The following is an 18,508-nucleotide window of genomic DNA, read 5'->3' on the forward strand; positions in this document are numbered from 1 at the left end:
TGCTAACCCAAAGTTTGCTAGTCAGCCTTTAAACTCGCAAACCTGTGATTCCCGCAACCCAGAAACCCGAACAATTACATATTGGATCAAGACTTGCAGCCAGATGAGTGTTGCACTGATCGCCCAAAAAGCCGATCCTGTAAAAAAGCCGACAAAGTAAAGTCTTCCTTTATATAGAAGTGCGTAGGCTAGGCGCATCCCGTCGTAGACATCGCACTCCTTATTCTTCATCGCGATATAATTCCTGCAAGTCCTGTAACTGAGTCTTGCGGGAAATTCGGCGATATTTTTTACTTTCTAGCTTGGGTTCGTATTGACTCTGCCCTTTGCCTTTGCTTTTTAACTTCATGGTGGATTCAGGATCGGCTTGTTGGTGCAGCTGAGTTTGATGAGCGATCGCAGCATCCAAAAATTCTAAATAATGTTCATATCGTTCCCAGTCTCCCCGCACCACACACTCAGGCTCGTCTCGATGCAGACAATCACTAAACCGACAGCTAGCAACTGCTAACCGCTTTCTTGCTTCTGGGAAATAATGGATTAATTCTTCTGGTACACAATCCATATCCGGCTGATTAAAGCCGGGAGTGTCTGCAAGCAAACCACCGCTAGGCAACTCAAATAATTCTATATGGCGAGTGGTATGACGACCACGAGCTAGTTTGCCAGAAACTTCTCCTACGCGCAACTTTGCCGAGTCAATTAACGTATTAATTAAGCTGGATTTACCAACGCCGGAAGGCCCAGCAATGACGGTAATTTTATTGCTTAAATATCTGCCTGCTTGGTCAGTATTTATACCATCTTTGACACTGATAAATATTGGCTGATAGCCCCAACCGAGAAGGCGATCGCTAACTTTTTGCTGTTCTGGCTCTGAAATTAAATCACTTTTATTCAAACATAAAAGCACATCTAAGCCAGTAGACTCAGCCTTAATCAGAAACCGACTCAGTTGATAAGGTTCCAAAGGTGGATCGGCAACGGCAAATACCAATAAAATTTGGTTGACATTGGCGATCGCTGGACGATCTAATTCGCTGTGACGGGGTAAGACATCAGCGATCGCTCCCCGTCCTCCAGCCCAATCTGGCTCTTCAACCACAACGCGATCGCCTACCATCACCTGTTGTCCGATTTTTTTCAGCCGTGTTCGGCGAGTACAGAGGAGGAGAGGGGGATAAGGAAGATGAGAATCTTGATCCCCCATCTCCCTCATCTCCCTCTGCTCTTGATCCAGCTGTACTCGGTAAAAATTAGCCTGTACAGCAAGCACCGTACCCAATAACTGTCCAGTTTCAGCAAAATTTTCCCCTGTCATTGGCCAGCAACTGGACGACGCACTAACAGAGAAAAATAATTAGTACAGTCTGTAATTTGTTCCACCACATAACCTGCCATTGTCAGACTATCGGGAACCTGCTCAATCGGCTCACCTGGGTCTAGCCAGACTTCTAGCAAACCTCCCAATGGCATTTTTTCCAGACGTAGTTTTGTCCGGACAAAATTAATTGGGCAAGGGGTGCCACGTAAATCAAGTTGAGCATCGGGAGTTAACAGAGAAGAGGGCATCATTACTTAAATAAATTTCCCAAAAATCCTCCTAGACCGCCTTCACCAGTACGATCTCCCTTAATTTTAGCCAGCTTCTCCAAAAGTTCCCTCTCCTCTGGGGTTACTTTGTTGGGAATATCAATTAATACGTTCAGCATGTGATCCCCACGACTGACAGGATTACCCAAGCGAGGTACGCCGCGATTTTCTAACTTCATTACCGTATTTGGCTGAGTTCCAGCTGGAATAATCAGTTCTACAGGGCCATCTACCGTATCTACCTCTAACCGACAACCTAAAATCGCTTGTAGGTAGCTAACTTTGATTTCCGAAAGAATATTAATCCCATCCCGTTGGAATTCTTCGTCTTCATTTACGAACAAGTAAACGTATAAATCCCCAGGAGGTCCACCACGTTGACCAGCATCTCCTTCACTAGAAATCCGCAAGCGAGTGCCATTATCCACCCCTGCTGGAATGGTAATTTTGAGTTTCTTGGTGACTTGATTTGCGCCCTTCCCATCACAGGCATCACACTTGTCTTCGATTACCATCCCTGTCCCATTACAGGTGGGACAAGTCGAGACTTGGGTGAAACTGCCAAAGGGTGTTCTAGTGACACGGCGGACTTGACCCGATCCGCTACAAGTCGAACAAGTCCGGGGGCGGGTTCCAGGTTTAGCACCAGAACCGCTACAGACTTCACAATTTTCTAAATGTGAAATACGAATTTCTTTTTCGCCACCAAATACCGCTTCCCGAAAGTCTAACTTCAGGTCTAGTCGCAGATCATCGCCCCTCGCAGGCCCACTGCGCCGTCTTTGTTGCGTGGGACTACCCATACCGCCAGCAAAGCCACTAAAAATGCTTTCAAAAATATCGGCAAAACCACCCATATCGCCGACATCTTGGAAGCCAGCGCCAGCACCTGACACACCCTCTGGCCCAAAGCGATCGTAACGAGCGCGGGTTTCTGGTTCCGAGAGTACTTCATAAGCGCGGTTAATTTCTTTAAAGCGATCCTCCGCCCCCGGCTCTTTGTTCACATCTGGGTGATACTTCCGGGCTAAACGGCGATAAGCTTGCTTGAGTTCTTCTTTGTCGGTGTCACGAGAGACACCCAGGATTTCATAATAGTCGCGGGCCATATAGCAAAGGTAAAAGTTAGAAGGAAGAAAGCAGAAGTCAGCAGAACGTCACTCACGGTCACTTGCTACTTTACGGTAAGGCATTTTGCTTTACAGAATATGTAAGAGCAACACACTATCCTTTAAAGGGCGATTTGCCGGAGGTTAGGCAGAAGGTAAAATTAATTTTTGTTAATAACTGATTTTAACCTTTACCTTTTACAAAAATCACCGACAAATCTTGAGCAACAGGTGCTTTCCTCGTGGGAGACGACAAAAGCTATAGAAGTTATGATCAGCGGAAGTCGCTGCTCAGACTTCATCACTGCCGAGTCGGTTGTCTCTTTTACAATTGTGCTACGTAGGAGAGGAAAACCCCGCCCATTAACCAGAGGTGCTAGCCGCACCATTCGGTGTGGAAAACCACCCTTATGCAATGAAAGTGTATTTTAATCGGCATACTGCCTAGCAGTAATTTGCCTCTACAATCTAGCAAACCCCAGGGGTCTTGTGAAACTTCGCTAAATCTACAATCAATATTAGATATATTAAAATGTCTTAATAAAAATCTGCAACTTTAGGATATTGGGAATTGGGAATTTGGAAGAGGACTTGGGGACAAGGAGAATTGGGGACAAGGGGAAAGACTTGTCCCCAATTCTCACCTCTTGTCCCCTTGTCCCCCTGCTCCCCATTCCCCATTCCCCAATCCTTAATCTATCGCCTCATAATCAACTTGTGCGGTACTTTCTTCGTCAAAATCAAAGTTGAATTGTGGTATTAGTGTACCGTTCATTGGTGAGTCTACTTCTGGGGTAAAGAGACTAGCTGAAGCCTCCTCAATCTCATCTGCTTGGCTGTTAGCTCGGTTATAGACATCAGCACCAATTGCAAACAGGGTTTGTTGGAAGTCGTCTAAGCGCTGCTTAAATTCCACGGTGGAGATGCTGGAGTCAATCATTGCAGCTTGGAGTTGTGAAACTTTTTCACTGGCCAAGGTTTTCATCTGATCGCCGATAAAGTTGCTATTATCCTTGATGGTAGATTCGTAACTGAACAACAGATTATCTGCTTGGTTTTTGAGTTCAACCAGTTCTTTACGTCTTCTATCTTCTTCAGAAAACAGTTCGGCCTCTTGGCGCATCCGTTCGACTTCGTTAGTACTCAAACCACCTGTATTGGTAATTCTGATACTCTGTTCTCTACCTGTACCTTTGTCTTGGGCAGAAACCTTCAAGATGCCGTTGACATCAATTTCAAAAGATACTTCAATTTGTGGCACACCACGGGGCGATGGGGGAATTCCTGCTAGCAGAAACTTGCCAAGACTCTTGTTATCCCGTGACATTGCCCGTTCACCTTGGAGAATGTGAATTTCTACCGAGGTTTGCCCATCAACTGCTGTGGAAAAAATTTGTGACTTACTAGTAGGAATTGTGGTGTTGCGTTCAATAATTTTGGTGAATACTTCACCCAAGGTTTCAATTCCCAAAGACAGAGGGGTGACATCCAAAAGTAAGAGATTATCTACTTCACCACCCAACACCCCTGCTTGGATAGCTGCTCCCAATGCTACCGCTTCGTCAGGGTTGATAGAGCGATCGGGAGCTTTGCCATTGAAAAACTTAATCAGCGCGTTTTGGACTGCGGGAATTCGGGTAGAACCACCTACTAAAATAATCCGATCTATGGCTGATGGTTTGAGATCCGCATCTTTGAGTGCTTGGATCATCGGTTCGATGGTCGCTTCAATTAATTGTCCTGCAAGCTCTTCAAATTTAGAGCGGCTGAGTTCCATTTCCAGATGCTTTGGACCGGTTTCATCAGATGTGATAAAAGGCAGATTAATGGAGGTATTAACCATGCTGGAGAGTTCAATTTTCGCCTTTTCTGCTGCTTCCCGTAGGCGTTGCAGTGCCATCTTATCTTGGGAAAGATTGATTTTTTCGTCTTGCTGAAAGCGTTCCATCAGCCAAAGCACGATCGCATTATCAAAGTCGTCTCCACCTAAGTGGTTGTTACCACAAGTCGCCTTAACTTCAAAAACGCCATCCCCAAGTTGCAGGATCGATACGTCAAAAGTACCGCCTCCTAAGTCGAATACTAAAATTAGCTGCTCTTGGTCTTGCTTTTCCAATCCGAAAGCTAAAGCCGCAGCTGTTGGTTCATTGATGATTCGCAGAACTTCTAATCCTGCAATTGTGCCTGCATCTTTAGTAGCTTGTCTTTGAGCATCTGTAAAATATGCAGGTACGGTGATCACTGCCTGAGTGACTTCTTCACCCAAGAAGTTTTCCGCATCCTGCTTAAGCTTTTGCAGGATCATGGCGGATAGTTCTTGTGGCGTATAATTTTTTGAGCGGATTTGGACATCAACGGTATCGTCTCGACCTTTGACACAGTTGTAGGGTACACGTTCGCGTTCTATATCAGTCTCTTCCCAACGCCGCCCGATGAATCGTTTAATACTGTAAATTGTGTTTTCGGCATTGGTTACGGCTTGGCGCTTTGCCAATTGACCAACCAAGCGATCGCCACTTTTGCCAAATCCCACAATACTTGGAGTAGTTCGTCCACCTTCAGAATTGGAGATCACCAGTGGTTGACCGCCCTCCAAAACTGCGACGCAACTATTAGTAGTGCCTAAGTCGATTCCAATAACTTTTCCCATATTCGCCAGTATTTTTACTGAGTCTTCCTGCTGTAATATGTCGCGGACTAACTTTTTAGCTCCGAACTAAGGCTAGCGGATAACGTCTGTGGAACCCATTTTGCTGGTAGCAAGAGGAAGTTGAAACACAGAAAGTTATCCAAAGCCTTGTCCAAGTTTTAGGTACGCGATGCTCGTCCTTGCTAGAACCCAGGCACTTTTGGTCAGCGAGACGAGCGACTACAGCTTAACTGTTGGCTGGACTCGACTGATCTTCCTCCGTAGAAGGTGTATCTTCCTTTGGAGCAGCTACTTTGACCATTGCATGGCGTAGCACACGTTCGCCCAAGTAATATCCGCGCACTAACTCTTCTAACACTGTTCCTTCAGGATGTTCATCCGTAGGTTCCCGCATTACTGCTTCGTGCAGGTTAGGATCAAATTCTTGACCTTCAGGACGCATTGGTGACACACCCAACCGCTTCAGGCTATCTACTAATTGTTTGTAAACGCCTTGGTAGCTTTTGTGCATGGTCATTTCGCCATCAGATTGAGGTTTGAGGTGCGATCGCGCCCGCTCAAAATTATCGACCACTGGCAGCAATTCTAGAATCGTGTTCCGCTTCATCTGCGTCTCTAGCTCTTCTTTTTCTTTGCTAGTACGTTTCCGGTAATTCTCAAAATCAGCAGCAATCCGCATATATTGAGTACTGCGCTCTTCTAGCTGCGTTTTGAGAGACTCAATTTGTTGAGTGAGTTCTGCCAAAGCTGCCGTTTCCACTCCAGTGTTCTCGGTTGCAGCAACACCAGTTTCTGGATTGAAAGTAGCTGCATCTCCCGATACATTAGTTTGGGCTGACACTTGCTCTGTCACCTCGCTATCAGATTCATTGAAATTAATTTGGGCTGGGAAGTCACTCTTCATTGCTTGCTTTACCTCTGTTGGTTCACCCAATTGCTGGCTAGTATTGTTTATCTGTTTATTTTCATCCATCATTGTCCACTCATTCCAGATGCTTGCTATTTATGGCAGTGTATCTCCATTGTTTGCAACCGTCGTCATCCACGACTTGCAACTGAGGCTGATTTTTTTGCCGACAAGTTTCTGGAAGTGATGTAACCATTTTCTTATTGTGACAAATGGTGAACACGTTCGCGTAGGCACTATTAAGGCGGGAACCCGAACGAGTAGTCTACCTCTAGGAGTAAGTGATTTGGAAGAGTGGCAAGAGGCAGTATCTTTAATTTTGTTAGCGCAGCATTAGTTAGCGCGCATACTCTGTAAGAGTTGCAAGCTACGCTTTTAGCGTCTCATAGAAAGCGTCATTTTGAATTCCAAGCGTACTCCTTTGGTAAAGCAAGCGACTTGACTCAGGACTTTTTTGGGAAATGAGAATTCTATCTCACAGGCTGGGAATACTTTAAGCAGAGGTTCCCCTACTCATTCGCTCATTTATGACTTACTCGTCACCACAACGGCGCAGTACCGCTCTAACTACCAGAACAGAGTTTTCGCCCTTTGGCAACAAGCTAGTGCAATCTGGCTATGTCAATACCGAACAGATGAGGCAGGCACTAATTGAAAGCCGCAAATCTGGCCGACCCTTAACGGAAGTACTAGAGTCAATTACTGGGCAACAACTATCACCTGAGTTGCTCAGGCAATACAAAAAACAGCAGCTATTTGAACTTAAAATACTATACGGTGTTGAATTCCTCGATCCGGAAGTCAACTCCATTGGCAACACGATGATGGGGAACCTGATTGAAACCCTCATCCCAGTGGATATCTGCCGTCGCCATCGTTTAGTACCACTATCGAAACACGAAGACCAAACCCCGCCCTCAGTTTTAGTGGCGATGGTCGCTCCAGATAATCTAGAAGCTTCCGATGACCTGAACCGCATCTTGCGCCCCCAAGGACTGGCATTACAGCGCATGGTGATTACACAGGAAGACTACCAGCAGCTAATCAACCAATATCTGGATGAAATGGCTGTTCGGCAAAAGCACCTCGAACAAGAAAAGTTTACAGATATTAATCAGGATTTAGAAAACCTCGGAAATCTTGATCTTGCAGATGCTCCTGAAGAAATGGAGGCTGATTTAGGAGCAGCGATGAAGGGTGCGGAGGATGCCCCAGTAATCAACCTAGTCAACAGAATCCTTGCTAAAGCCTTACATGAGGGCGTTTCTGACATTCATATCGAACCGCAAGAAGAAAACTTACGCATCCGCTTTCGGAAGGATGGGGTACTGAAGGAAGCTTTCGATCCCCTACCGAAAAAAATCATCCCGGCGGTGACAGCCCGATTTAAAATCATCGCCAATCTAGACATTGCTGAACGCCGTCTACCCCAAGATGGACGTATCCGCCGGATGTTTGAGGGACGTAAGGTGGACTTCCGGGTGAATACCTTGCCCAGCCGCTACGGGGAAAAGGTGGTACTGCGGATTTTGGATAACTCCTCCACCCAACTGGGATTAGATAAGTTAATTACCGATCCAGAGACTTTACATATTGTCCAGGATATGGTTAGCCGTCCCTTTGGGCTAATTTTGGTAACTGGGCCAACTGGTTCTGGGAAAACAACCTCGTTGTATTCTGCACTATCAGAAAAGAACGATCCCGGAATTAATATCAGTACTGTAGAAGACCCAATTGAGTACAGTCTTCCAGGGATTACTCAAGTACAGGTGATTCGGGAAAAAGGGCTAGATTTTGCTACTGCTCTGCGGGCTTTCTTGCGACAAGATCCAGATGTGCTACTGGTGGGTGAAACGCGGGATAAGGAAACGGCAAAAACAGCTATTGAAGCTGCCTTGACTGGTCACTTAGTATTAACTACTTTACATACCAATGATGCCCCAGGTGCGATCGCTCGTTTGGGAGAAATGGGGATTGAGCCTTTCATGGTTTCTAGTTCGCTAATTGGCGTTCTAGCTCAACGTTTGGTGCGGCGTGTATGTTCTGAATGTCGTATTCCCTACACTCCTACAACCGAGGAACTGGCTCGTTATGGTCTATCAGCTTCTTCTGATGTCGCAATCACCTTCTATAAGGCTAACAGTTTGACATTAGATGCGAGCGCCGAAGCCAAAACCAAAAATCAGCTTTGCTCAAAATGTAATGGTGTTGGCTACAAAGGTCGTTGTGGTGTTTATGAAGTCATGCGAGTCACTGAAACTCTGCAAACTCTGATCAACGAAGATGCACCCACGGAACGCATCAAGGAAGTGGCAATAGAAGAGGGCATGAAAACCTTGCTGGCTTATAGTTTGGACTTAGTGCGTGAGGGTTCCACCACTCTAGAAGAAGTAGAACGAGTGACGTTTACTGATACTGGTTTGGAAGCAGAGTTAAAAGCCAAACGCAAGACTGGTCTTACCTGCCGCAGTTGTGATGCCACATTGAAACAAGAATGGCTGGATTGTCCCTACTGTATGACATCTCGGTTTTGAGACTAGTCATTAGTCATTGGTCATTGGTCATTAGTTGATGCTTAGTAACTTTAAACAAATGACAAAGGACAAATGACAAAGGACAAACAATAAACATTAAAAGGAAGCAGAATTATGGAAATGATGATTGAAGATTTGATGGAACAGTTGATTGAACTGGGTGGCTCGGATATGCATTTATCCGCAGGTTTGCCTCCCTACTTCCGCATCAGTGGCAAACTCACTCCCATCGGTGAGCATGTATTGACAGCCGATCAATGTCAAAGGCTGATTTTTAGTATGCTCAACAACACTCAGCGTAAAACCTTAGAGCAAAACTGGGAACTGGATTGTTCTTATGGTGTTAAAGGTTTGGCACGTTTCCGGGTCAATGTTTATAAAGAACGTGGTTCTTATGCTGCTTGCTTACGGGCATTAAGTTCTAAGATTCCTAACTTTGAAAAATTAGGTCTGCCAGATATCGTAAGGGAAATGACAGATAAGCCCAGAGGACTGATTCTGGTGACAGGGCCTACTGGTTCCGGGAAGACAACTACCCTAGCAGCGATGATCGACTTGATTAACCGCACTAAAGCAGAGCATATTTTAACGGTGGAAGACCCAATTGAATTTGTCTACGAACCAATTAAAAGCTTGGTTCACCAACGACAACTGGGTGAAGATACTAAGAGCTTTGCTAACGCTTTGAAAGCAGCTTTGCGGGAAGATCCAGATATTGTTCTGGTGGGAGAAATGCGCGATTTGGAAACGATTTCTTTGGCGATTTCCGCAGCAGAAACAGGACACTTGGTATTTGGTACTCTGCACACCAGTTCTGCCGCCCAGACAGTTGACCGGATTATTGACGTTTTCCCCCATGAAAGACAAACCCAGGTGCGGGTGCAGTTATCTAACTCGTTAGTGGCAGTATTTAGCCAAACGTTGGTGTCCAAGAAAAACCCGAAACCTGGTGAATATGGTCGGGTGATGGCTCAAGAAATTCTGATTGTCACTCCTGCTATTTCCAACTTGATTCGAGAAGGCAAAACATCTCAAATTTACTCAGCTATTCAAACTGGCGGCAAATTGGGGATGCAAACTCTGGAGAAAGTTTTAGCTGATTTTTACAAATCAGGAACGATTTCCTTTGAAGCCGCGATGTCTAAAACTTCTAAGCCAGATGAAATCCAACGTCTCATCGGGAATTCTACACCGCAAGCAGGCGCAGGTGCAAAATCCGGTGCGGCTGCCAAAGCGCATTAAAGGAACTGGGGAAATCAGGGAGATGAGGAAATAAAGATGAAGTTGCAGTAAGTCTTTCCCTTATGTCTCATACCCAATGAATAACAACTATTTTGAATTTATTTATGCCAACCTTTGTTGCCCGTGTTCGGGATTCTCAAGGAAAATCTCGAACAGAAAAAATTGTTGCCGAATCCTTAGTACAAGCTCGTACTAATCTGAGAGATCAAGGTTTTGTAATCCAAGAACTCAAACAATTTCAAGGATTTCAGCCAAATTTTGATTTAAAAAAAATCCAGAATTCCTTTGTTAAGGTTTCTGTGAAAGACAAAGCCGTTTTTTCGCGTCAATTTGCCGTTTTGATGAATGCGGGAGTTGCGATCGTTAGAAGTCTAGGGGTACTTTCCGAACAGTGTAGTAATACTAAACTCAAACAAGCCCTAATTGAGATTAGCAACGATGTGCAAAGCGGAATGAATCTTTCAGAGTCAATGCGGAAGCATCCTGACTGTTTTGATGGATTATATGTGAGTATGATTCAAGCTGGCGAAGTTGGTGGTGTTCTAGACGAAGTATTGAATCGTTTAGCCAAGTTGTTAGAAGATGTTGCCCGCTTACAAAATCAAATTAAATCAGCATTGTCTTATCCAAGTGTTGTAGGTTTTATTGCACTTGCTATCTTTTTGGGTATGACCATTTTTCTGATTCCCGTTTTTGCGAAGATTTTTACAGAAATCGGAACTACATTACCACCTCTAACGCAATTTTTGATGGATGCTAGTCTATTTTTGAGAAGTCCGAAGGTTTTCGTGCTTATCGCTGCTCTTATAGGAGCAAAAATTGGCTTCACACAATACGGTAAAACTCCTGTTGGTCGCTTAACAATTGATCGTTTTTCTCTCAAGATGCCGTTGTTTGGTGACTTAATTCAAAAATCTGCGGTTGCCCGCTTTAGCCGAACTTTTGGTTCTTTAACTCGTTCAGGTGTACCGATTTTAACTTGCTTAGAAATTGTCCGAGATACATCAGGAAACGTAGTTATTGCCAATGCGATAGACACAGCCCGTATAGAGATTCAACAAGGAGGTATGATTAGCATTGCATTACAAAAAGATAGTGTTTTTCCGGCTATGGCAATTCAGATGATTAGTATCGGAGAAGAAACTGGAGAATTAGATGGAATGTTGATGAAAGTTGCCGATTTCTATGAAGATGAAGTCGAGCAGGCAGTAAAAGCAATGACCAGTATTTTGGAACCAGTTATGATTGTATTTGTAGGGGGTATGGTTGGAACTATTTTGCTAGCAATGTATTTGCCTATGTTTGCGGTATTTGAAAAGTTGGGATAGAGGATTAAAAGTTAAGACTTATAAGTTATGAGTTAGGAATTAAAACTTTTTATTTCTCGCTTTTAACTCCTAACTGATTAATTTTATTCTTAACTCCTAACTCCTAAGTCCTCACTATTTAATAAACTATGACTGTGCAAAAATCTTACTACGAAGCGAGTTTGGCAGAGTACAGCAATCATCTAGCTGCGATCGCCTTACTAAAGCAATATCGGCCATACTTAGAGATGATTCCCAGTCTGCGCCGTCCAGATGAAAGTGTTATCACTATCCCTTTGCCAATTGTCCGTCTTCGCAATACTGCGACAACAACTCCACAAACAATCTGCTTACCCTGTGATGTAGCAATTTTGATGTGCGATCCTGAGTGGAAGATCAAAACTGGAGCCGAGATTTTAGTCTTTATTCATCGCGCTCACGAGGACTTTTCTGATTTGTTAGGACGTTGGCGACAAACCCAAGTTTTCCTGGACAATGATTATGAATGGTTAATGCCTCTCCGTCACAGTCATATTTTGAGCGAGGGCGCTAATATTATATATCCTTTGTTCGTTGTGTTTAGTGATACTTTAGAACGTATCCAACGAGGACTCGTAGGGGCGGAACTTCCATTTATTATGCAAACACCAGATTTGCTGCTTGAAGAGGATGTGACAGATATTTTTTGTCCAGAAATCCCACCAGCTTAGAAAAAATTAGGAGTTAAGAGTTTTCAATTGCAACTTTTAAACAAAACCAGAGATTTTTAAGTCTCAAGTTTAGTTTTTAACTCCTAACACCTGTACAGACGCGATTAATCGCGTCTCTCCTAATTATTACCTCACAAATTGGGGCATAATTTCAGCAGCAGTGAATATTCCATAGATGCCACGTTGGTGCAATTGTCTACCAGCTTTGAGATAGCCAAAGGCAGGGCCGCAGACATTAGCTGCCATGCTGGTTTCATCTCCTAGAGTAAAGGTATGGGTGGAAATCTTACCTTCAAAGGTGCGTCCTGTTACCTTAACGTTGGTGCTGAGGGGCTTTTTCGGATTGCGAGTATCGACTACACCACCAACAGTAACGCGATCGCGATCGCAAATTCCCGCTACCTCTAGCATCACATCATCAGCGTGTTCCATATTCTTCAAGGTAAGCACGCCATTAGTTTTATCTAGTAGTGCTTCTACTTCTGCGTCAGTCATCGCCCTAGCGGTTTCCACTGTGTAACCAGGGATATGCCCAATATCTTCCCGAACAGTGGCGCGGTAAGCTTCCCAGTTGGCAATTCCCACTCCAAAGGTAATTTCGACTTGATGAATTTCGGCGTAGCTTTGGGCTGCTAATGCGGCGGCGGCGGTTAACAATCCGGGTGTAGCACCGCAGCCTGTCATATAGGTAATCCCGGCGGCTTGTAGTTCTTCTTTCATCGCCAGTAATTGTTCTACAGCAGTGGTGCGCTTAATTGCATCCACTAGCACCCCACGCCAACCAGATTTAATAAACTCTTTCGCTACAGAGGGGATAAAATCGTTTGGTAGGTTGGGTAAAGCCAGAAAATACCCATCCACGGGTTGAGCTATTTTAATTACATCTTCAATACTTTGATTTGTTAATGTACCAACTGGCTCCAAATAACCTACTGAACCTTGGGACTGATAGGTTGCAATGCATTCTTGAGTATTTAAACCTTCAGCAGCATAAGCGTAACCTTTTTGATCTGCGGCTGCGACTAAAACCATTTCCTGTTTAGCAGCAAGTACTTTGGCGGCGGCTTGTCCGAGTCCACCGAAACCTAGTACTCCTATACGTATCGCTGACAAGATATTTGCTGTACTCATAGTCAATTACTGAAGTTGAATCACAAGCCTTCAAACTTTACCATCTCAGCTTGTGGCTGATGGCTGACAGCTTTTAGCTATAAATTTTAATTATGCTTCATTATCCTGTTTGTTCTCTAAGCAAATCAGTTTTTTTACCAGAAATTCTTGCTGATTGATTTAGGCTTGAGCAAATTTTCACGCGAAGTTGCATCAAAAATCCAAACATACTTTGAAGCGATCGCTTCAGTAAGTATATGAGAAAAGGTATATTTGGATATAGTTATTGATGCAAATTTTATAATCACCAATCTTTTTTATACATATACCTGAAAGTGCGATCGCTTAACTTACCAGGTTGGTTTTTGGTGCAGGTGCGCGATCTACGCCGTTCATAATAGCTACTATCTTTTAGAAAACCCTGGGGGAATAGGGCAAACTTGATCATAATGATAAAGTTTTTCAAGAATTTTTATATTTTTGTAACTCAACTAGCTGGCTATACTACGTCTAATGCTTATTTTTAGGACTTTTGCCGCTTAATTGGCAGGCTCGGTTGTTACCTTGACTAATCAATGAGGTTAAGAGAGACTAACTAAATACTGATGTGACTGCTTATAAGTTTAATAAGTTTTGTAAAGATTCTGAGATATATATGTTGAAAGATGGAACATTATTTAACAAATGGCAAGTTTGTATCTAAGTAAAAATGTTCCTACGGCTATATTTATAGCCTTCTGCTAAGGCAGTACAATTTAAGCGTACTTATCCTGGTTGGCCAAGAGCATGGAGACATTAGAGTTCATAATCTATCCAGACGGTCGGGTACAAGAAAAAGTCACTGGTATTGTGGGTGCTTCTTGCGCTGAGGTTACAGCAGCAATAGAGGCACAATTGGGGCAAGTACTTAATCATGAGCCAACCTCAGAATATTTCGCCGCGAAGTTGCAGCAATCTAATGTGGCGAATACGCACACCACTTACAGCGAGTGGTAAGTTTTCACAGTAGTTTAGTGTTATTAATTCACAACCACCATGTCACACTTTAGCCAAATTAAGACTCAAATCCGTAACCTTGATTCTTTGAAAGATGCTTTGACTGAATTGGGCGTAGACTGGAAACCTGGCCCACGCGAAGTCCGTGGCTATCGCGGTCAAACCCATCCTGCGGAAGTTAGTATTGAGCAGGAAAATGGCTATGACATCGGCTTTAGATGGAATGGCAAGGAATATGAATTAGTAGCTGATTTGCAATATTGGCAGCAAGACCTTTCTGTGGATGGATTTTTGCGCCAGGTAACACAGCGCTATGCTTACCAAACAGTTGTGAAAGAAACCGCTCGTGTTGGTTTTCAAGTCTCTGAACAACAAAAAAATGAAGATGGTTCCATTCGCCTGGTAGTACAGCGCTGGAGTGCGTAATGGCTGATTTTCTGCCGTCGCCGGAAGAACAAGAAGATAACCGTTCCGGTTTGGAACCAGAATTAGGGGGTTTTTTAAGGGATGCCCCAGAACGTTCTGGTTTAGAACCGGAATTGGGCGGTTTGCTGCGCCAAAATGGTGTTTATGTTGATGAAATCACCTGTATTGGTTGCAAGCATTGCGCTCATGTTGCACGTAACACCTTTTATATTGAACCAGATTACGGGCGATCGCGCGTGGTTCGGCAAGATGGAGACGCTGAAGAAATTATCCAAGAAGCAATTGATACTTGCCCGGTTGATTGTATTCACTGGGTTGATTACACTGAATTGAAAAACTTAGAAGCAGAGCGCAAATATCAAGTAATTCCCATAGTTGGTTATCCGGTAGAACAGGCCGTTGCTGCTAGCGAACGTCGGCGTAAAAAGCAAAAGTTAAAGACAAAAAAATCTCGTTATTAACAAAAAACATTAAATCAATATAATAAAGGACTGGGTATATCCAGTCCTTTTGCTTTTCGTAATATAGTTAATTTCTGACAGCTTTTTGGTAAAGTCTTTTAATCCAAAATCGTTATGGTTGGCTTCATTTGAAATTTAGAGGATCGTGTTGTGAAAGTAATTTTTCTACTTTAGCCTCGTCTAACCTAGCGGTTAATCTTCTATTTTCATGCAAGTCTCTAGTAGTTTTCGCCAACGTAAAAGTTGAGCCAACAGAGAAAGCCATACCCATACCCATAAAGCCCTTGACCCAACCATTTACAGGTAAGTTTACAATGCCGAAGCTGGTCATAGAAATAGAAATCACAAAAGCTGCCCAAGTTTGAATAACCCAAGCTGGACTGTCTTTTTGAGTACCAATTGTTTGCATATTTCCTAACTTTGATATTTGATATGAGTGATTTATACTAATTCGTAATTACAGCTATTTTCAGGTAAATAGACCACGCGCTAGGGTATAGCATTGCTATGCCTCTGCGTCAGATGTGCTTCAAATACATGAAAGCTGCTGTAAAAGGCATCAGATTTTATCTGGGTTTCCAGACTTGTATCTGTAGTTTAATGTTGAAAAAGTGGTGTTAAAAGAATTGTATTCATTGGTAAGTTTACTGTTATCAACAGTAAGACCAGTTTGGTAACTGGGCTCCGAAAGATAAGCTCAAGAGCAATTGAAGTAAATAGAAACTGGCACAAAGTTTGTACCAGTTTTATAAGTGGCATTAAACTGATTAATTTACTTATTCATCTGGAAAAGTCTGTACCTTCCCATCAGGACTGAGAACAACTCGAATTCTGACATCTTGTCCGCGTGTATTGGCGGAAACAAAAGGTTTACCAACTTCAGGCATCCCAGTGCTATCAACGAATTCTCTTGCTGCCTTATTAAGAGGAAAAATTCGTTCAACTGTGCCGTCAACACTGACGATCAGACTGTACTCTAATGTTTGTCCTAGCCCAGTAGGTGGTTGCCAACGCTTTTTGAGGTATTCTCTAGCTTCTGCTACTTGAGGTGTATCAAATAATGTACCAGTAGCCACTTCTGTGGATTTAGGGGTTTTGCGTGCATCTCCTAATTGGTCGATGAATGGATTGTTCTCCGCAGTTCTAGACGAAGGAAGTTGTGAAGCGGGTTTTTCTCCAGTAGAAGGTTGCTGTAGGGAATTGATTCTTTCGTCTAGCTGTTGTGAGTTTAGTGCAGAGGTATTGCCACGATTATTATTGGGTATGCTCTCAAGAGACGGAGGGAGAACTGGTGAGATATTAGTTGGTAAGCTGCCTGGGTTAGAAGATAGTCTGGGTGGCAAATTCCGCAACTGAGGGAGAGTTCCAGCTTGGGGATTTGACCCTGTAGGGTTCTGTCCAAGATTTGGTACTATGGCGATTTCCTGTCCTGGGATTTTACTTGATGGTGAGTTAGCGAGGCTCGCCGTACCACTTCGTGGAAGCAAGCTACGCGTAGGGTCTTGCAGAGAACGCATCGCTCCATTACTAGGAAGGGTTGCAGTCTTGCCCTGGGTTGTTGTCAGTGAATTATTGGGAAATAGAGGTTGCGGTGCAGAAAAACTAGAACTAGGGGCTGTTAAAGGTGCTTGGGGCAAAGTAGATGTGGAAAGTGGAGGAGTGGAACCTAACAAATTATCCGATGGAGGGACAATTCCAGGTTCGGGTGTAGGAAAGTTTAGTGAAGTTGAAGGTTCTAAAGCTGTCTTTACTGCTGCTGGATCTGATGTTTTGGCTGTCTGCTGTTCCTTTCCCCGAATGCTGTTAGCATATTGCCAAGTAACTGGTAAGAAACCTATACCTAACACTAATACTGCGGCAACAGGTGCCCAGGCAGGGAACCTCAGAGTCGAACTCGTGCTGTTGAGAGTTGGGAGTGCCATAACATCAGTTGAGTATTCATCTAAAGCACTTGCCAAATCGAATAATTGCAGCAGAGTGAGTTTAATTACGGGGCCAGATGAGTGGTTGGTAAGAGAACCGAGAAATAAGTTGTGAGTTAAATAGCTGCTTGGTTCTAAGCGGATATTTGCCCCAGAAAACTGGGTGCTAAAGGAATTTAATGTTTTTGTTGAGGACTTTAATTCCGGCTCACCTATTGCTGTACTTGATTCCTGGGTACCGGAGAAACTTACCCAAAAGCTTTCTGGAGACTGTTGAAGGAATTGCTGTACGTAGTTTGTGACTGCATCACATAAAGCTTCAAGTTGCTCGCGATCGCCCCGAATTGGAACTCTGTGTTCTTCTGGGAGCCGGGGATCATCAAAGCGTAGTTCAAAACTTAGGTGTTTAAGGACAGTTTTCCCCATCCAACGGGACAGAGGCGAGCTTTGGGCGAATACTTCTAGCGTGCAAGTAGGTGGTGTGTAGCGACGAATTACAGAATTTGATAGAGGCATGGCAGGAACTGCGAGGAAGACTATTTGGGATTTTGCAAAAAGTTAAGCCAGTTGCTTGCAAAGAAAAGTTGAAACGGTAGATTCCTTCTGAGTGAAGGAAGTTGGTCAGGTTTCTTTCGTTATGTAGTCTTGTACTAGGAGGAAGCATTGCTGATAGTGCATCGCTCAAGAGCTAATGACGATCAAAACAGTTTCCCGATCTAGCAAACAAATCACAAGCAAATTTTGATTGAGGAATTTCAAATTTCAAATCTAAAATTTTGTCGAACCGTCTATAAGTGCTAGCCAGAGACGGCGATGTCCACCAGGGGCGCTGTAAAAAAGTAAATCTACAAGCAGTTTTAGTGCCAGGTTAGTAAGCAAATCTGTTGAGATTTTCTCATCCTCTTCCATCCGCTCTTGGTAGGTGTTGCAAAAAGCATCAATATAGTCTCCAAGTAAGGCAGCCTGGTGAGGTTCCCGGTTATTTTCTGCCATTTGTTCCAACAGACCGACAGCGCGGCGAATCAATTCCTGGTGCTGTTTGGCTAAGTAGCAGATGATCAGAACAAGCGATCGCGCTTCTTCGACATCTAGCTTTTTCCGCCCTCCTTGACCTTTGCGTAGAGGATTTGATTGGCGCAATCGCCATAAAGCTACGCGGTCTGGCACTCTTGACTCTAAATTCAGATCAGTTGCCGCCGAAAGCATAGCCTCTGAACCAATCCCAGTTAAGGTTTCTAGCGCCAACAGCACCAAGTCTAATTGGGTTTTGATATTGTCCCATTGAACTGTGTTTGGGGCTGGAAGCTTGATTAAATCCTCCCACTGAGAATTTGGCGTGGCTGAGTTGGCGGCCGAGTGCATAACTTTTAGCATAGGTGATCAAGCTGATAGGGGATGTTGCTGTTACCCATTTTGAAACCAGACTCTCAAGCATCAAACTTGGTTTCCCATAGCTATGAGCCAGAGACTTCAGCTAGATTTTTCTATGTGGTAAACAGCATGTATCTTTGTCCTACTCTAGATGAAAATTTATTTTCAAC

At 43.8% G+C, this 18,508-nt stretch carries 18 protein-coding genes; 8 read left to right on the forward strand and 10 right to left on the reverse strand.

All coding sequences use genetic code 11. From position 1 onward, the window contains the following. Positions 1 to 21 precede the first annotated feature (21 nt). From ACFFRD_RS20875 to grpE, 6 genes are all read right to left on the reverse strand, one after another. Positions 22 to 231: a hypothetical protein gene (locus ACFFRD_RS20875; protein ID WP_392483027.1), complete on the reverse strand. Its 210-nt coding sequence runs from the start codon at positions 229 to 231 to the stop codon at positions 22 to 24. After that, positions 221 to 1,321, reverse strand: a complete 1,101-nt coding sequence (rsgA, locus tag ACFFRD_RS20880; protein ID WP_392483028.1) for a small ribosomal subunit biogenesis GTPase RsgA — start codon at positions 1,319 to 1,321, stop codon at positions 221 to 223. Before rsgA ends, ACFFRD_RS20875 begins: the two co-directional genes overlap by 11 nt. Then, entirely contained in the window at positions 1,318 to 1,575 is a 258-nt protein-coding gene (locus tag ACFFRD_RS20885) for a sulfurtransferase TusA family protein (RefSeq protein ID WP_114080200.1), read from the reverse strand. The genes rsgA and ACFFRD_RS20885 overlap by 4 nt, the downstream gene beginning before the upstream one ends. Then, entirely contained in the window at positions 1,575 to 2,702 is a 1,128-nt protein-coding gene (gene dnaJ, locus ACFFRD_RS20890; RefSeq protein WP_114080201.1) for a molecular chaperone DnaJ, read from the reverse strand. Before dnaJ ends, ACFFRD_RS20885 begins: the two co-directional genes overlap by 1 nt. 691 nt (positions 2,703 to 3,393) lie before the next feature. Next, the gene (gene dnaK / locus ACFFRD_RS20895; RefSeq protein WP_114080202.1) at positions 3,394 to 5,352 is read right to left on the reverse strand and encodes a molecular chaperone DnaK; all 1,959 of its coding nucleotides are present in this window, start codon (positions 5,350 to 5,352) and stop codon (positions 3,394 to 3,396) included. A 226-nt stretch (positions 5,353 to 5,578) separates the two neighbouring features. Beyond that, positions 5,579 to 6,328: a nucleotide exchange factor GrpE gene (grpE, locus tag ACFFRD_RS20900; RefSeq protein ID WP_114080203.1), complete on the reverse strand. Its 750-nt coding sequence runs from the start codon at positions 6,326 to 6,328 to the stop codon at positions 5,579 to 5,581. A gap of 136 nt (positions 6,329 to 6,464) precedes the next feature. On the opposite strand from grpE, the gene ACFFRD_RS20905 reads away from it, so the two are divergent. From ACFFRD_RS20905 to ACFFRD_RS20925, 5 genes are all read left to right on the forward strand, one after another. After that, positions 6,465 to 6,596, forward strand: a complete 132-nt coding sequence (locus tag ACFFRD_RS20905; protein WP_392477150.1) for a hypothetical protein — start codon at positions 6,465 to 6,467, stop codon at positions 6,594 to 6,596. A gap of 190 nt (positions 6,597 to 6,786) precedes the next feature. Next, on the forward strand, positions 6,787 to 8,793 hold the full coding sequence (locus tag ACFFRD_RS20910; RefSeq protein WP_392477152.1) for a GspE/PulE family protein: 2,007 nt from the start codon (positions 6,787 to 6,789) through the stop codon (positions 8,791 to 8,793). A gap of 114 nt (positions 8,794 to 8,907) precedes the next feature. After that, positions 8,908 to 10,035 (forward strand): type IV pilus twitching motility protein PilT, encoded by a 1,128-nt coding sequence (locus ACFFRD_RS20915; RefSeq protein ID WP_392477153.1) that lies wholly within the window; start codon positions 8,908 to 8,910, stop codon positions 10,033 to 10,035. A gap of 104 nt (positions 10,036 to 10,139) precedes the next feature. Beyond that, on the forward strand, positions 10,140 to 11,363 hold the full coding sequence (locus ACFFRD_RS20920; protein WP_179071231.1) for a type II secretion system F family protein: 1,224 nt from the start codon (positions 10,140 to 10,142) through the stop codon (positions 11,361 to 11,363). 128 nt (positions 11,364 to 11,491) lie between these two features. Beyond that, the gene (locus ACFFRD_RS20925; protein WP_114080207.1) at positions 11,492 to 12,052 is read left to right on the forward strand and encodes a hypothetical protein; all 561 of its coding nucleotides are present in this window, start codon (positions 11,492 to 11,494) and stop codon (positions 12,050 to 12,052) included. Positions 12,053 to 12,178: 126 nt separating this feature from the next. Here ACFFRD_RS20925 and ACFFRD_RS20930 read toward each other — a convergent pair whose 3' ends face one another. Next, positions 12,179 to 13,183: a saccharopine dehydrogenase-like oxidoreductase gene (locus tag ACFFRD_RS20930; protein WP_114080208.1), complete on the reverse strand. Its 1,005-nt coding sequence runs from the start codon at positions 13,181 to 13,183 to the stop codon at positions 12,179 to 12,181. A 765-nt stretch (positions 13,184 to 13,948) separates the two neighbouring features. On the opposite strand from ACFFRD_RS20930, the gene ACFFRD_RS20935 reads away from it, so the two are divergent. From ACFFRD_RS20935 to ACFFRD_RS20945, 3 genes are read left to right on the forward strand one after another with little or no spacing between them, the layout of a single operon-like run. Further along, entirely contained in the window at positions 13,949 to 14,158 is a 210-nt protein-coding gene (locus ACFFRD_RS20935) for a DUF2997 domain-containing protein (protein WP_114080209.1), read from the forward strand. 39 nt (positions 14,159 to 14,197) lie between these two features. Next, positions 14,198 to 14,584: a DUF1257 domain-containing protein gene (locus ACFFRD_RS20940; RefSeq protein ID WP_012406942.1), complete on the forward strand. Its 387-nt coding sequence runs from the start codon at positions 14,198 to 14,200 to the stop codon at positions 14,582 to 14,584. Beyond that, the gene (locus tag ACFFRD_RS20945; RefSeq protein WP_392477155.1) at positions 14,584 to 15,045 is read left to right on the forward strand and encodes a ferredoxin; all 462 of its coding nucleotides are present in this window, start codon (positions 14,584 to 14,586) and stop codon (positions 15,043 to 15,045) included. The genes ACFFRD_RS20940 and ACFFRD_RS20945 overlap by 1 nt, the downstream gene beginning before the upstream one ends. 124 nt (positions 15,046 to 15,169) lie before the next feature. On the opposite strand, the gene ACFFRD_RS20950 is transcribed toward ACFFRD_RS20945, so the two are convergent. The 3 genes from ACFFRD_RS20950 to ACFFRD_RS20960 all read right to left on the reverse strand — a co-directional run bounded on the left by ACFFRD_RS20950 (position 15,170) and on the right by ACFFRD_RS20960 (position 18,341). Continuing rightward, positions 15,170 to 15,454 (reverse strand): YiaA/YiaB family inner membrane protein, encoded by a 285-nt coding sequence (locus ACFFRD_RS20950; protein WP_114080211.1) that lies wholly within the window; start codon positions 15,452 to 15,454, stop codon positions 15,170 to 15,172. A 367-nt stretch (positions 15,455 to 15,821) separates the two neighbouring features. Further along, on the reverse strand, positions 15,822 to 17,483 hold the full coding sequence (locus tag ACFFRD_RS20955) for a DUF4335 domain-containing protein (RefSeq protein ID WP_392477158.1): 1,662 nt from the start codon (positions 17,481 to 17,483) through the stop codon (positions 15,822 to 15,824). Positions 17,484 to 17,735: 252 nt separating this feature from the next. After that, positions 17,736 to 18,341: a DUF3038 domain-containing protein gene (locus ACFFRD_RS20960; protein ID WP_114080213.1), complete on the reverse strand. Its 606-nt coding sequence runs from the start codon at positions 18,339 to 18,341 to the stop codon at positions 17,736 to 17,738. Positions 18,342 to 18,508: the final 167 nt, after the last annotated feature.

Origin of the sequence: Nostoc sp. C110, assembly GCF_043099725.1 — a bacterium.
Taxonomy (GTDB): Bacteria; Cyanobacteriota; Cyanobacteriia; order Cyanobacteriales; family Nostocaceae; genus Nostoc; species Nostoc muscorum_A.